Annotated in this window: 13 protein-coding genes and 1 riboswitch; of the genes, 7 read left to right on the top strand and 6 right to left on the bottom strand. The window is 75.0% G+C overall.

Annotated features, from left to right (window positions below; genetic code table 11):
- Positions 1–43 precede the first annotated feature (43 nt).
- On the bottom strand, positions 44–1,504 hold the full coding sequence (locus ACFCLZ_RS31535; protein ID WP_380281292.1) for a catalase: 1,461 nt from the start codon (positions 1,502–1,504) through the stop codon (positions 44–46).
- 215 nt (positions 1,505–1,719) lie between these two features.
- Here ACFCLZ_RS31535 and cbiE point away from each other — a divergent pair, with 215 nt between their 5' ends.
- From cbiE to ACFCLZ_RS31510, 5 genes are read left to right on the top strand one after another with little or no spacing between them, the layout of a single operon-like run.
- Entirely contained in the window at positions 1,720–2,973 is a 1,254-nt protein-coding gene (gene cbiE, locus ACFCLZ_RS31530; RefSeq protein ID WP_380281291.1) for a precorrin-6y C5,15-methyltransferase (decarboxylating) subunit CbiE, read from the top strand.
- Complete coding sequence (cobM, locus tag ACFCLZ_RS31525) at positions 2,970–3,731, top strand: precorrin-4 C(11)-methyltransferase (protein ID WP_380281290.1); 762 nt, start codon at positions 2,970–2,972, stop codon at positions 3,729–3,731. Before cbiE ends, cobM begins: the two co-directional genes overlap by 4 nt.
- Positions 3,731–4,471, top strand: a complete 741-nt coding sequence (locus ACFCLZ_RS31520) for a cobalt-precorrin-6A reductase (protein WP_380286343.1) — start codon at positions 3,731–3,733, stop codon at positions 4,469–4,471. The genes cobM and ACFCLZ_RS31520 overlap by 1 nt, the downstream gene beginning before the upstream one ends.
- Before the next feature lie 40 nt (positions 4,472–4,511).
- Positions 4,512–5,042: a DinB family protein gene (locus ACFCLZ_RS31515; protein ID WP_380281289.1), complete on the top strand. Its 531-nt coding sequence runs from the start codon at positions 4,512–4,514 to the stop codon at positions 5,040–5,042.
- Between the two features lie 28 nt (positions 5,043–5,070).
- Positions 5,071–5,589, top strand: a complete 519-nt coding sequence (locus ACFCLZ_RS31510; RefSeq protein WP_380281288.1) for a protein phosphatase — start codon at positions 5,071–5,073, stop codon at positions 5,587–5,589.
- Positions 5,590–5,638: 49 nt separating this feature from the next.
- On the opposite strand, the gene ACFCLZ_RS31505 is transcribed toward ACFCLZ_RS31510, so the two are convergent.
- Complete coding sequence (locus tag ACFCLZ_RS31505; protein ID WP_380281287.1) at positions 5,639–7,168, bottom strand: UDP-N-acetylglucosamine 1-carboxyvinyltransferase; 1,530 nt, start codon at positions 7,166–7,168, stop codon at positions 5,639–5,641.
- Between the two features lie 158 nt (positions 7,169–7,326).
- Positions 7,327–8,457 carry a cobalt-precorrin-5B (C(1))-methyltransferase gene (locus tag ACFCLZ_RS31500; protein ID WP_380281286.1) on the bottom strand — a complete coding sequence of 377 codons (1,131 nt, stop codon included), beginning with the start codon at positions 8,455–8,457 and terminating at the stop codon, positions 7,327–7,329.
- 129 nt (positions 8,458–8,586) lie between these two features.
- Between ACFCLZ_RS31500 and ACFCLZ_RS31495 the strand changes: the two genes are divergently transcribed.
- Both ACFCLZ_RS31495 and ACFCLZ_RS31490 read left to right on the top strand, forming a co-directional pair.
- On the top strand, positions 8,587–8,850 hold the full coding sequence (locus tag ACFCLZ_RS31495) for a type II toxin-antitoxin system Phd/YefM family antitoxin (protein ID WP_380281285.1): 264 nt from the start codon (positions 8,587–8,589) through the stop codon (positions 8,848–8,850).
- Positions 8,847–9,107 carry a type II toxin-antitoxin system RelE/ParE family toxin gene (locus ACFCLZ_RS31490; protein WP_380281284.1) on the top strand — a complete coding sequence of 87 codons (261 nt, stop codon included), beginning with the start codon at positions 8,847–8,849 and terminating at the stop codon, positions 9,105–9,107. Before ACFCLZ_RS31495 ends, ACFCLZ_RS31490 begins: the two co-directional genes overlap by 4 nt.
- A 42-nt stretch (positions 9,108–9,149) precedes the next feature.
- On the opposite strand, the gene ACFCLZ_RS31485 is transcribed toward ACFCLZ_RS31490, so the two are convergent.
- The 3 genes from ACFCLZ_RS31485 to ACFCLZ_RS31475 are packed head-to-tail and all read right to left on the bottom strand — an operon-like array spanning position 9,150 to position 12,567.
- Positions 9,150–10,664, bottom strand: coding sequence for a precorrin-2 C(20)-methyltransferase (locus ACFCLZ_RS31485; protein WP_380281283.1), 1,515 nt, complete (start codon positions 10,662–10,664; stop codon positions 9,150–9,152).
- Positions 10,661–11,287 (bottom strand): precorrin-8X methylmutase, encoded by a 627-nt coding sequence (locus ACFCLZ_RS31480; RefSeq protein ID WP_380281282.1) that lies wholly within the window; start codon positions 11,285–11,287, stop codon positions 10,661–10,663. Before ACFCLZ_RS31480 ends, ACFCLZ_RS31485 begins: the two co-directional genes overlap by 4 nt.
- A complete protein-coding gene (locus ACFCLZ_RS31475) occupies positions 11,284–12,567 on the bottom strand; it encodes a hypothetical protein (protein WP_380281281.1) in 1,284 nt (427 codons plus the stop codon). The genes ACFCLZ_RS31480 and ACFCLZ_RS31475 overlap by 4 nt, the downstream gene beginning before the upstream one ends.
- Positions 12,568–12,731: 164 nt before the next feature.
- A riboswitch (cobalamin riboswitch) is annotated at positions 12,732–12,817 on the top strand.
- Positions 12,818–12,824 lie beyond the last annotated feature (7 nt).

Here is a 12,824-nt window from a genome sequence, read left to right as displayed (position 1 = left end):
TGGACCCGCGCCCTCGACGGCCGCCCGGGGAGCCGACCGGCCGTCAGTCCTTGCCGACACCCTTGGCCACCCGGTCGCCCAGCGCCTTGTCGACATTGCGCCAGTACTGCACGGCCCGCTCCAGGACCGGGCCGCTGACCCCGCCCTTGAGGTGCCCGACGATGTTGGAGACCAGCCGGTCGCGCTGCGCGTCGTCCAGCACCTGCCGCACCATGGTGCCCGCCTGCCCCCAGTCGTCGTCCTCGGCGTGCGGCGAGTACGCCTCGCGCACCATCTCGCCCGAGCTCTGCCAGCCGGCCGCCGGGTCGTCGTACCGCGCGGTGCCGGCCGCCGGGCCGCCGTAGGAGTTCGGCGCGTAGGGCGCCGCCGTCCGCGCCGGGTCGAAGCGCATCGGCCCGTCCTTGGCGTAGGAGTGCACCGGCACGTGCGGCCGGTTCGGCGGCAGCTGGGCGTAGTTGGGCCCGATCCGGTACCGGTGGGTGTCCGGGTAGGAGAAGATCCGGCCGAGCAGCATCTTGTCCGGCGAGACGCTGATGCCCGGCACCAGGTTGGCCGGCTCGAAGGCGGCCTGCTCGATGTGGACGAAGTAGTCCTCCGGGTTGCGGTTCAGCGTCATCGTCCCGACCCGGATCAGCGGGTAGTCGCCGTGCGGCCAGACCTTGGTGAGGTCGAAGGGGTTGAACCGGTAGCCGGGCGCGTCGTCGAACGGCATGACCTGCACGTGCAGCGTCCAGGACGGCGGGGTGCCGCCCTCGATGGCCTGCCAGAGGTCCTCGCGGTGCAGGTCCGGGTCGGAGCCGGCCAGCCGGTCGGCGTCCTCCTGGGTGAGGAAGTCGATGCCCTGGTCGGTCTTGAAGTGGTACTTCACCCAGAACCGCTCGCCGCTCGCGTTGATCCACAGGTAGGTGTGCGAGCTGTAGCCGTTCATGTGCCGGTAGGACTTCGGGATCCCGCGGTCGCCCATCAGCCAGGTGACCTGGTGGGCGGACTCCGGCGAGAGCGTCCAGAAGTCCCACTGCATGTCGTGGTCGCGCAGGCCGTTGTCGGGGCGGCGCTTCTGCGAGCGGATGAAGTCCTGGAACTTGATGGTGTCGCGGACGAAGAAGACCGGCGTGTTGTTGCCGACCAGGTCGTAGTTGCCGTCCTCGGTGTAGAACTTCAGCGCGAAGCCGCGCGGGTCGCGCCAGGTGTCCGGGCTGCCCTGCTCGCCCGCCACGGTCGAGAACCGGGCCAGCATCTCGGTCCGCCGGCCCGGCTGGAACAGGGTCGCCTTGGTGTAGCGGCTGACGTCCTCCGTCGTCTCGAAGACGCCGTACGCCCCGGCCCCCTTGGCGTGCACCACCCGCTCCGGCACCCGCTCCCGGTTGAACTGGGCCATCTTCTCGATCAGGTAGTGGTCGTGGAGCAGGATCGGGCCGTCCCTGCCCACCGTGAGCGAGTTGTCGTCGCTCGGCACCGGGACGCCGGCGTTGTTGGTGGTGTACGGGACCGCTGACTCGGACATGCTGTCCTCCGTTGCGTGCTGAGGTCCCCCCGGAGGTGTTCCCGGCACGACGCTAACCCCGTGCGACCGGGCCCGCACCCTGGCTGACCTCCGTCCGGACACCGCCGGGTAGGCTGCCCACACCCTGATCGACGACCGGCCGACGACCGGCCGAAACCCCGCCGCCGACCCGCCCGCCGACCCGCCGCCGCCGACCCGCCCCGAGGAGCCCACCGGTGCCCCAGCAGCCACCCCCGATCACCGTCGTCGGGATCGGGGCCGACGGCTGGCCCGGCCTCGCGGGCACCGCCCGCGCCGCGCTGCGGGCCGCCGGGGCCGTGATCGGCGGCCCCCGGCAGCTCGCCCTGCTGCCCGCGGACGAGGTGGCCGCCGAACGGGTGCCGTGGCCGTCCCCGCTGCGCCCGGCCGTGCCCGGGCTGCTCGACCGGTACGCCGGCCGCCCGCTCGCCGTGCTGGCCAGCGGCGACCCGATGTTCTACGGCATCGGCCGCACCCTCGCCGAGACCGCGGGAGCCGGACGGCTGCGCGTCCTGCCGCACCCCTCCTCCGTCGCGTACGCCTGCGCCCGGCTCGGCTGGCCGCTGGAGTCCACCGAGGTGGTCAGCCTGGTCGGCCGCCCGCTGGACACCCTGCGGCTCGCCCTCAACCCCGGCCGCCGGCTGCTGGTGCTCAGCGCCGGCGCCGCCACCCCGGCCGCCGTCGCCGCACTGCTCGCCGCGGGCGGCCACGGCGGCGCCCGGCTGCGCGTCCTGGAACAGCTCGGCGGCCCCGGCGAGCGGCAGCTCGACGGCCCCGCCGACGGCTGGCCGCACCCGCCCGGCGACCCGCTCAACGTCATCGCCGTCGAACTCCCCGCCGACGGCCCGCGCACCCCCGTCGTCCCCGGCCTGCCCGACGGCGCCTACGAGAGCGACGGCCAGCTGACCAAGCGGCACGTGCGCGCCGCCACCCTGGCCACCCTGGCGCCCGTCCCCGGCGAGCAGCTCTGGGACGTCGGCGGCGGCTCCGGCTCGATCGCGATCGAGTGGCTGCGCGCCCACCGCGACAACCGGGCCGTCACCGTCGAGCGCGACCCGGTGCGCGCCGAACGGATCGCCCGCAACGCCGCCGCGCTCGGCGTCCCCCGGCTGCGGGTGGTCACCGGCGCCGCCCCGCGGGCGCTCGACGGCCTGCCCGCGCCGGACGCGGTGTTCGTCGGCGGCGGCCTCACCGCGCCCGGCCTGCTGGACGCCTGCTGGGCCGCGCTGGCGCCCGGCGGCCGGCTGGTCGCCAACACGGTGACCCTGGAGTCGGAGGCGCTGCTCACCACCTGGTACCGGCGGCACGGCGGGGAGCTGCTGCGGCTCGCCGTGGCGCACGCCGTCCCGGTGGGCGGCTTCACCGGCTGGCGCCAGGCGATGCCGGTCACCCAGTGGTCCGCCGTCAAACCCGCCACCGGGTCCTTCACCCCTCAGGAGAACGCCTCGTGACCGTCCACTTCATCGGGGCCGGCCCCGGCGCCGCCGACCTCATCACCCTGCGCGGCCAGCGGATCCTCGCCCGCGCCGAGGTCTGCCTGTACGCCGGCAGCCTGGTGCCGCGCGAGCTGCTGGCCGAGTGCCCGCCCGGCGCCCGGCTGGTCGACACCGCCAACCTCACCCTCGACGAGATCACCGGCGAACTGGTCCGCGCGCACGCCGCCGGGCAGGACGTCGCCCGGCTCCACTCCGGCGACCCGTCGGTGTTCAGCGCCGTCGCCGAGCAGATGCGCCGGCTCGACGCGGCCGGGGTGCCGTACGAGGTGGTGCCCGGAGTGCCGGCCTTCGCCGCCGCGGCAGCCGCGCTCAAGCGCGAGCTGACCGTGCCGACCGTCGGCCAGACCGTGATCCTCACCCGGATCGCCAAGCGCGCCACCCCGATGCCGCAGGGCGAGGACCTCGCCACCCTGGGCCGCAGCGGCGCCCTGCTCGTCCTGCACCTGGCCGCCGGGTACGTGGACGACGTGGTCGAGCAGCTGCTGCCGCACTACGGGGCCGACTGCCCGGCCGCCGTGGTCGCGATGGCCAGCCGGCCCGACGAGGTCGTGCTGCGCGGCACCGTCGGGGACATCGCCGGACAGCTGAAGGCGGCCGGCATCGTCCGCACCGCGGTGATCATCGTCGGGCGGACGCTCGCCGCCGGGCAGTTCCGCGACAGCCACCTCTACTCCGCGGACCGCGAGCGCCCGCACGAGCCCTGCGGCGCGTGATGACGCACGTCCTCCTCCTCGGCGGCACCACCGAGGCGCGCGCCCTCGCCGCCGTGCTGGCCGCCGGGCACCGCGCCCTGCGGGTCACCAGCTCGCTCGCCGGGCGGGTCGCCGAGCCCCGGCTGCCCGCCGGCGAGGTGCGGATCGGCGGCTTCGGCGGCCCCGAGGGCCTCGCCGCCTGGCTGCGCGCCGAACGGGTGGCCGCCGTGGTGGACGCCACCCACCCGTTCGCCGCCGCGATGTCCCGCAACGCCGCCGAGGCCGCCGCGGCGACCGGCGTGCCGCTGCTCGCCCTGCGCCGTCCCGGCTGGGCACCCGTGCCGGGCGACCGCTGGCACCGCGTCCCCTCCCTGTCCTCGGCGGCCCGCCTGCTGCCGTCCCTCGGCCGGCGGATCCTGCTCACCAGCGGCCGGCAGGGCATCGGCGCCTTCGCCCACCTCGACGGCCTGCACTTCACGGCCCGCTCCGTCGACCCGCCCGAGCCGCCGCTGCCCGCCTCGCTCGACGTCCTGCTCGACCGCGGCCCGTTCACCCTGGACGGCGAGCGGGCCGTGCTGCGCGAGCACCGGATCGACGTCCTGGTCACCAAGGACAGCGGCGGCGCGGCCACCGCGCCCAAGCTCACCGCGGCGCGCGAACTCGGCCTGCCGGTGGTCGTCGTGGACCGCCCGCCGGCGCCGCCCGGCGTCCCGGTCGCGGAGACCGTCGAGGCCGCGCTGACCTGGCTCGCCGGCCGCTAATTCCCGTGCCGGCCAGGCCCGTTCCTGCCACTATGGCCCGATGACCGACGCCTACGACCGCGCCGACGCCGCCCGCACCGAGCCCCCGCCCTTCGGCGACGAACGCGCCACCCTGACCGCCTTCCTGGACTTCCAGCGCGACACCTTCGCGATGAAGTGCGCCGGGCTGACCACCGACCAACTCCGCGCCCGCCCGCTGCTCCCCGCCACGCTCTCGCTGCTCGGCCTGACCCGCCACCTCGCCGAGGTCGAGCGCGGCTGGTTCCGCAACGTCCTCAACGACGAGGCCCGCCCCGGCTTCTGGAAGCACCCGGACGGCAGCTTCGCCGAGTTCGACGTCGACGACGCCGACCCGGACGAGGCCTTCGCCATCTGGCGCCGCGAATGCGCCCACGCCCGGGAACTCGTCGCCGCCGCCCCCTCGTTGGACGTCCTCGGACACCAGCGCCCGACCGGCGACCAGAGCTGGTCCCTGCGCTGGATCCTCACCCACATGATCGAGGAGTACGCCCGCCACAACGGCCACGCCGACCTCCTGCGCGAACACCTCGACGGCCGCACCGGCGAGTGACCACCCCACGGCGAAGGACACCGAGCCGATGAGAACCCGGCAGCAGGAACGCGGCACCCCGGACCCGCAGGAGCCCTGGAACAGGATCGTCCCGCACCTCTGGATGGGCGGGCACTACTTCACACCGCCCGGCGGCGACCTCGAACCCGCCGTCGTGGGGCGCGAGTTCGACCTGGTCGTGAGCCTGTTCACGCTGCCCGGCCACGGCCCGGCGCCGGACGTGGAGCACGTCGTCCGCGAGGTGCCCGACGCCCCGCTCTCGGCCGGCCAACTGCTCGCCGTCCAAGAGGCCGCGACGCTCACCGCGCAGGCCGTCCGGCAGGGCCGCCGCACCCTCGTCCGCTGCCACTCGGGCTACAACCGCTCGGGCCTGGTGGCGGCGCAGGCCCTCGTCGGGCTGGGCCACGACGCCGGGCACGCCATCGGACTGATCCGGGAGCGCCGCTCCCCCTGGGCGCTCGACAACCCGCTGTTCGTCGACTACCTGACCACCGGGCTGGACACCGCGTACCTGCTGGCGGGGCTGGGCGCCGGCACCGACGGCTGAGGCCGTGGCCGCACGCAGGCGGCCACGGCCCCGGGGCACCGGATCCGGATCAGATGTCGCGGAAGGTCTCGATCTGGGCGCCGATGGAGTTGAGGCGTTCGGCGAGGTCCTCGTAGCCGCGGTTGATGACGTAGACGTTGCGCAGCACCGAGGTGCCCTTGGCGGCGAGCATCGCGAGGAGGATGACGACGGCGGGGCGCAGGGCGGGCGGGCAGACCATCTCGGCGGCGCGCCAGCGGGTGGGGCCCTGGACCAGGACGCGGTGCGGGTCGAGGAGCTTGATGTCCGCGCCGAGGCGGGTGAGTTCGGTGAGGTAGATGGCGCGGTTGTCGTAGACCCAGTCGTGGATCATCGTGGTGCCGTGGGCGGCCGCGGCGATGGCGGCGAAGAACGGCACGTTGTCGATGTTGATGCCCGGGAAGGGCATCGGGTGGATGGTGTCGATCGGCGCGGTGAGCTTGGAGGGGCGCACCGTGAGGTCGACCAGCCGGGTGCGGCCGTTGTGGGCCGGGTACTCGGCGGTGCGGTCGTAGTCGAGGCCCATGCCCTCCAGCACGGCGAGCTCGATCTCCAGGAACTCGATCGGCACCCGGCGGATGGTCAGCTCGGAGGAGGTGACCACGGCGGCGGCGAGCAGGCTCATCGCCTCGACCGGGTCCTCGGCCGGGGTGTAGTCGACGTCGCAGGTGATCCGGGGGACGCCGTGCACGGTGAGGGTGGTGGTGCCGATGCCCTCGATCCGCACGCCCAGCTTCTCCAGGAAGAAGCAGAGGTCCTGGACCATGTAGTTGGGCGAGGCGTTGCGGATGACGCTGACGCCGTCGTGGCGGGCGGCGGCGAGCAGGGCGTTCTCGGTAACGGTGTCCCCGCGCTCGGTCAGCACGATCGGGCGGTCCAGCGGCGTGCCGGGCTGGACGGAGGCGTGGTAGGCGCCGCCGGTGGTGGCGACCTCCAGGCCGAACCGGCGCAGCGCGGTGAGGTGCGGCTGGACGGTGCGGGTGCCGAGGTCGCAGCCGCCGGCGTAGGGGATGGCGAAGGTGTCGGCGCGGTGCATCAGCGGGCCGAGGAACATCAGCACGCTGCGGGTGCGGCGGGCGGCCTCGACGTCCATGCCGTCGAGGTCGAGCTCGGCGGGCGGGGTGAGTTCGAGGTCGCGGCCGTCGTTGGTCCAGCGGCTCTTGACGCCGATGCTGGTGAGCACTTCGAGGATCCGGTAGACCTCCTCGATGCGGGCGACGCTGCGCAGGGTGGTGCGACCGGTGGTCAGCAGCGAGGCGCAGAGGATGGCCACGCACGCGTTCTTGCTGCTGCGGACGTCGATCGCGCCGGAGAGGGTGGTGCCACCGGCGACCCTCAGGTGCATCGGGCCGGCGTAGCCGAGGGAGACGATCTCGCTGTCGAGCGCTTCGCCGATGCGGGCGATCATCTCAAGGCTGACGTTCTGCTTGCCCTGTTCGATGCGGTTGACCGCGCTCTGGCTGGTGCCGAGGGCTTCGCCGAGCTGGGCCTGGGACCAACCACGGTGCTGACGCGCGGTACGGATGAGGGTGCCGATACGGCTGAGGTAGTCGCCTGTCACTCGCCAGACCATATCTCATGGCTGAGATGGCGACAGAACCGACCCCGGGCGTGGCGCCACTTTTGTCCGTTTCTCACCCCGTATGAGCGTCAGATCTTCACATCACAGCGAACTTCCTGGGACGGACCCGGGACGGACCCGAGACGATCCCGGGACGCTCACGGCCCCAGCGGCTCCGCCCGGCCGACGATCGTCCCGGCCCGGTCGATGCAGATGACGTCCACCGCCACCGGCGAACCGACCAGCACCCCGAGCGCGGTGGCCCGCGCCGCCTCGGCCACCAGGTCGCCCAGCGGCACCCCGGCCGCCCGGCACAGCTGGATCGCCTCCAGCGCGGTGTTCGCCGCCGCGACCGCCGCCGCCAGCTCCGCGTCCGCGCCGCCCGCGCGGGCGAGCCCGGCCAGGTACCCCTTGTCCACCTGGGAGCGCGCCGAGTGCAGGTCGAGGTGGCCGGCGGCGAGCTTGGAGAGCTTGGCGAAGCCGCCGGCGATGGTGAGGCGCGGCACCGGGTGGCGCTTCAGGTACTTGAGCACCGCGCCCGCGAAGTCGCCCATGTCGAGCAGCGCGTCCTCGGGCAGGCCGTGCACGGCGACGGCGGTCTTCTCCGACGTCGAACCGGTGCAGCCGGCCACATGGGTGCGACCGGCGGCCCGCGCCACGTCCACGCCGCGCCGGATCGAGTCGATCCACGCCGAGCAGGAGTAGGGGACGACGACCCCGGTGGTGCCGAGGATGGAGAGCCCGCCGAGGATGCCGAGCCGGGGGTTCCAGGTGGAACGGGCGATCTCCTCGCCGCGGTCGACGGAGATCTCCACCACCACGTCCCCGCTGCCGCCGCACTCGGCCGCCACCTCGGCGACCGCCTCCCGGATCAGCTGCCGCGGCACCGGGTTGACGGCCGGCTCGCCGACCGGCAGCGGCAGCCCGGCCTTGGTGACGGTGCCCACCCCGGGCCCGGCCCGGAACACCACGCCCGCGCCGGGCTCCCCCGCCCACACCGTGGACCGCACCAGCGCGCCGTGCGTGACGTCGGGATCGTCCCCGGCGTCCTTCACCACCCCGGCCATCGCCCGCCGCCCGCCCGGCTCCTCGGCGATCCCCTCCGCCGCGAGCGCGAACGCCGGCCGCTGCCCCCTGGGCAGCGCGACCTCCACCGGATCCGGGAACTCCCCGGTGAGCAGCGCCCGGTACGCGGCCTTGGTCGCCGCCGTGGCACACGCCCCGGTCGTCCAGCCGTGCCGCAGCCCACTGCTCCTCAGCTGCCCGGCCCGCCCACCGACCTCACCCATGCCGCACCGTCCTCCTGATCATCCGAATTGCCGATCGGGACCATGGTCCCCCGGCTCCCCGCCCTTTCCACGCCCGGGCGCCGGTCGGGTCGGGTTGTGTACACATGGAACACTTCCTACACTCAGCTCATGAGCGAGCAGCCTGTCCAGACCGTCTCGATCCGAGAAGCGCGCGAGCACCTGGCCGATGTGGTGGACCGCGCGGAGCGCGACGAACCGACGGTGATCACCCGGCGCGGACGGGAGGTGGCCGCCGTCGTTCCGATAGAGCTGCTGCGCGAGTACCGGCGCTGGGAGGAGCGTGAACTGCTCCGCCTCATCGAGGAGCGCCGGGACGAGCCCACGTACTCCCTCGAAGAGGTCATGGCCGAAACCCTGGCCAGGCCGGAGTGAGGTTCAGCACCCGCTTCACCGACTCCGCGCGCGGCGAACTGCGCAAGCTTCCCCGGCAGACGGCGATCCAGATCCTGCGCAAGCTCGCCGACCTGGAGCAGGACCCCTACGGCTTCCACACCACCGCACTGGTCGGCTCACCGGAGCACCGTCGCCTGCGGGTGGGCGACCACCGCGTGATCTACACCGTCGACGGCGGCCGGTTGCTCGTTCTGGTGATCCGCGTCGGCCACCGCTCCGGGATCTACCGCGACTGACCTCTGATCCCCCGGACCTCGCGGAGGTCCGGGGGACGGCGCTCACGCCTCCGGGTAGCGGCGGGGGGTCCAGGTGACGTCGGGGTGCGGGGGGCGGGGGGCGTGCCGGGTCTGGGAGGAGCCGATGAGGAGGATGGTGCGCATGTCGACCTCGGCGGGGTCGAGGTCGGCGAGGCGGACGGTGCGCACCCGCTCGGTGGGGCCGCCGACGTCGCGGGCCAGCACCACCGGGGTGTCGGGGGCCCGGTACTCCAGGAGGAGGTCGCGGGCGCGGCCGACCTGGGTGGTGCGGGACTGCGAGCCGGGGTTGTAGAGGGCGAGCACGAGGTCCGCCCCGGCCGCGGCGCGCAGGCGCGCGGCGACGACGTCCCAGGGCTTGAGGCGGTCGGAGAGCGAGACCACCGCGTAGTCGTGGCCGAGCGGGGCGCCGGCCCGGGAGGCGGCCGCGTGGGCGGCGGTCATGCCGGGGACGATCCGCACCGGGACCTCCCGGTAGGCCTCCTCGCAGGCGACCTCCAGGACGGCGGTGGCCATCGCGAAGACGCCCGGGTCGCCGGAGGAGACCACCACGACCCGGTGGCCGCGGCGGGCCAGGTCGAGGGCGAACTCGGCGCGCTCGGACTCCACCTTGTTGTCGGAGCCGTGCCGCACCTGGCCCGGGCGCACCGGCACCCGGTCCAGGTAGGTGGTGTAGCCGACCAGGTCGGTGGCGGCGGCCAGGGCGCCGCGCGCCTCGGGGGTGAGCCAGAGCGGGCCGGCCGGGCCGGTGCCGACCACGGTGACGCTGCCCGGCCCGCTCAGGTCGGGCGCCGGGGGCTCCAGCGGGGCGACCTTGCTGGGCAGCACGGCCACCGCGAAGTACGGGACGTCCTCGGCGTCGACCGAGGCCAGCGGCGCCGTCCGCTCGCCCTCCATGAACGCCCGCTCGACGTACTGGGCGTCGGCCAGCCGGCCAGCCCGCTCCAGGGCGCGGCGCACGGTCGGGAAGGTGCGGCCGAGCTTCATCACGACGGCGGAGTCGGCGGCGGCCAGCCGCGCGGTCAGCTCCTCCTCGGGCAGCGTGCCGGGGATGACGGTGAGCGTCTCCTCGGCCTCGGTGAGCGGCTGGCCGAGCCGGGCGGCGGCGGCGCTGACCGAGGTCACGCCGGGCACCACCTCGGTCGGGTAGCGGTGCGCCAGGCGCTTGTGCATGTGCTGGTAGGAGCCGTAGAAGAACGGGTCCCCCTCGGCGAGCACCACGACGTCGCGGCCGGCGTCCAGGTGGGCGGCCAGCCGGGCGGCGGCCTCCTCGTAGAAGTCGTCCAGCGCGCCCCGGTAGCCGCCGGGGTGGTCGGTGGTCTCGACGGTGATCGGGTAGACGAGCTTCTCCTCGATCTGACCGCCCGTCAGATAGCGCTCGGCGATGGACCGGGCGATGGATCGGCCGTGCCGGGCGCTGTGGTACGCCACCACGTCGGCCTTGCCGATGAGTTCGGCGGCGCGGACGGTCACCAGCGAGGGGTCTCCGGGGCCGAGGCCCACCCCGTAGAGCCGGCCGGTCTTCTGATTGTCCGTCACTCTTCCTCGCTCGCAATCGCGTTGATCGCGGCGGCGGCCATCGCACTGCCGCCGCGCCGGCCCCGGACCACCAGGTGCTCCAGGCCGGCCGGGTGCGCGGCCAGCGCCTCCTTGGACTCGGCCGCGCCGATGAAGCCGACCGGTACGCCGATCACCGCGGCCGGGCGCGGGGCGCCGGCCTCGATCAGCTCCAGCAGGCGGAAGAGCGAGGTCGGCGCGTTGCCGACGGCGACCACGGCGCCCTCCAGCCGGGGCAGCCACAGCTCCATCGCGGCGGCGCTGCGGGTGTTGCCCATCGCCCGGGCCAGCTCGGGCACGGACGGGTCGGTGAGGGTGCAGATCACCTCGTTGTCGGCGGGCAGCCGCTTGCGGGTGACGCCGCTGGCGACCATGTTGACGTCGCACAGGATCGGCGCACCGGCGCGCAGCGCGGCGCGCGCGGAGGCGACCACGCCCGGCGAGTGCACCAGGTCCTCGACCAGGTCGACCATGCCGCAGGCGTGGATCATCCGCACCGCGACCTGGGCGACGTCCGCGGGCAGCGCGGCGAGGTCGGCCTCGGCCCGGATGGTGGCAAAGGACTGGCGGTAGATGGACGCGCCGTCCTTCTCGTACTCGATCACGTGGTGGCCCTCCGGGCCGCGGCGACCGCCGCGGCCATCTCCTCGTTCGTCACTTCCACGGCGGTGCCCCGCCCCGGGGGCAGGCCTTCCACCGCCACCCGGTACCCCTGCCCGGTCGCCAGCACGTCCACCCGGCGTCCGGCGGGGTGGCCGCAGCGGCGCTCGCAGCCCGACCAGTGCACCGGCAGACCGCCGGTGCCGATGCCGACGCCCAGGTCGACGCCGACGTCGACGCCCGCCGGGGCGCCGTCCAGCGCCCGGGCCGCGTCGGCCCGGACATCGGCCAGCGACTTCGCGCAGCCCGGCAGCCCGGTGCAGGCGCTCGCGCCGTCCCAGGCCGTCCCGGCCTCGGTCCTGAACCCGGCCGCCGCGAGGGCGGCCAGCCGGGCGGCGGGCGCGCCGGGCAGCACCGCGCCGCGCCACGGGGTGAGCCGCAGCCCGCCCTCGGCGGCGTCCACCAGGGTCCGCCACTGGGCGGCGGTGGCCAGACCGAAACGCAGGCCGACATGCAGGCCGGCGTGCAGGCCGACGTGCGACCCGCCCGCGGACACGGCGCCCAGCGGCGGGCGGGTACCGGGCAGCACCGGCATCGGCAGCGGACCGGGGGCCGACAGGTCGGGCACCTCGCGCAGGTGCCAGGCCCGCACCCCGGCGGCGCGCTGCGCCTCCAGGAACCCGCGGGCGGCGTCCAGCGCCGCGCGGACCGCCACGTCGGCGGGCACCGGCCGCACGGTGGCGGCCCGGCCCAGGCGCAGCAGCGCGGTGCCGTCCGGGCCTGCGATCAATGTCACATCGGCGTCCAGCGCGGCGACGTCGCCGCCGCCGGCGTCCAGGGCGAACAGGAACTTGCCGGACAGGCCGGTCGCCCAGGGGCTGGCGCACAGGGCCAGGTCGAGGCTGCGCGCCCAGGCCTGCACGTCGGCGAGGCCCGCGGCGGGGCCGGGCGAGGCGACGATGTTGCGGACGCGTTCGTGGGTGTCGGAGGGCAGCAGGCCGACGGCGCGCAGCCGCCCGCCGAGTTCGCCGCCGCAGTCCGAAGCCAGGCCGCGCAACTGGACGTTGCCGCGCGAGGTGATCTCCAGCCGGCCGTCGCCGAGCTGCTGCGCCGCGTCGGCCAGCGCCAGGGCCTGACGGTCCGTCAGCAGCCCGCCGGGCAGCCGGACCCGGGCCAGGGCGCCGTCGTCGGCCGTGTGCAGACGAAGGGCCCCGGGGCAGGCGTCCGGACGCGCCCGGTCGGGCACGGCGGCGCCCGGCGCGGCGGCGTCGGGTTCGGGAGGCATGGCGGCGAGCATACAGATGATCCGACCGGTCGCCGCCGTACCGTCGCTCACACCTCCGGCCCCGCCCGGCCCCCGGGAACCTCCCCTCCCCCGGGTCGGCCGCACCCCGTACGATGCTGGCGGACGGTCCCCGCGGACCGTCCGACGCCAGCGACGGCGCAGGGGAGGAAACCGGTGCGAACCCGGTGCGGTCCCGCCACTGTGACCGCGGTTCACCGGGATGCCGGGGAGTCGCGGGAGCCAGGAACTCCTGCCGT

The sequence above is a fragment of the Kitasatospora purpeofusca genome, assembly GCF_042691725.1.
In the GTDB taxonomy this organism is placed as follows: domain Bacteria; phylum Actinomycetota; class Actinomycetes; order Streptomycetales; family Streptomycetaceae; genus Kitasatospora; species Kitasatospora purpeofusca_B.
The sequence above is the reverse complement of the archived record's forward strand: the minus strand, read 5'-3'. Positions and strand labels throughout refer to the sequence as shown.

What these genes read in the sequence shown, in the direction of transcription:
- ACFCLZ_RS31535 (WP_380281292.1), bottom strand. Translation starts at nt 1,504, where the DNA reads ATGTCCGAGTCAGCGGTCCCGTACACCACCAACAACGCCGGCGTCCCG.
- ACFCLZ_RS31520 (WP_380286343.1), top strand. Translation starts at nt 3,731, where the DNA reads ATGACGCACGTCCTCCTCCTCGGCGGCACCACCGAGGCGCGCGCCCTC.
- ACFCLZ_RS31515 (WP_380281289.1), top strand. Translation starts at nt 4,512, where the DNA reads ATGACCGACGCCTACGACCGCGCCGACGCCGCCCGCACCGAGCCCCCG.
- ACFCLZ_RS31510 (WP_380281288.1), top strand. Translation starts at nt 5,071, where the DNA reads ATGAGAACCCGGCAGCAGGAACGCGGCACCCCGGACCCGCAGGAGCCC.
- ACFCLZ_RS31500 (WP_380281286.1), bottom strand. Translation starts at nt 8,457, where the DNA reads ATGGGTGAGGTCGGTGGGCGGGCCGGGCAGCTGAGGAGCAGTGGGCTG.
- ACFCLZ_RS31495 (WP_380281285.1), top strand. Translation starts at nt 8,587, where the DNA reads ATGAGCGAGCAGCCTGTCCAGACCGTCTCGATCCGAGAAGCGCGCGAG.
- ACFCLZ_RS31475 (WP_380281281.1), bottom strand. Translation starts at nt 12,567, where the DNA reads ATGCCTCCCGAACCCGACGCCGCCGCGCCGGGCGCCGCCGTGCCCGAC.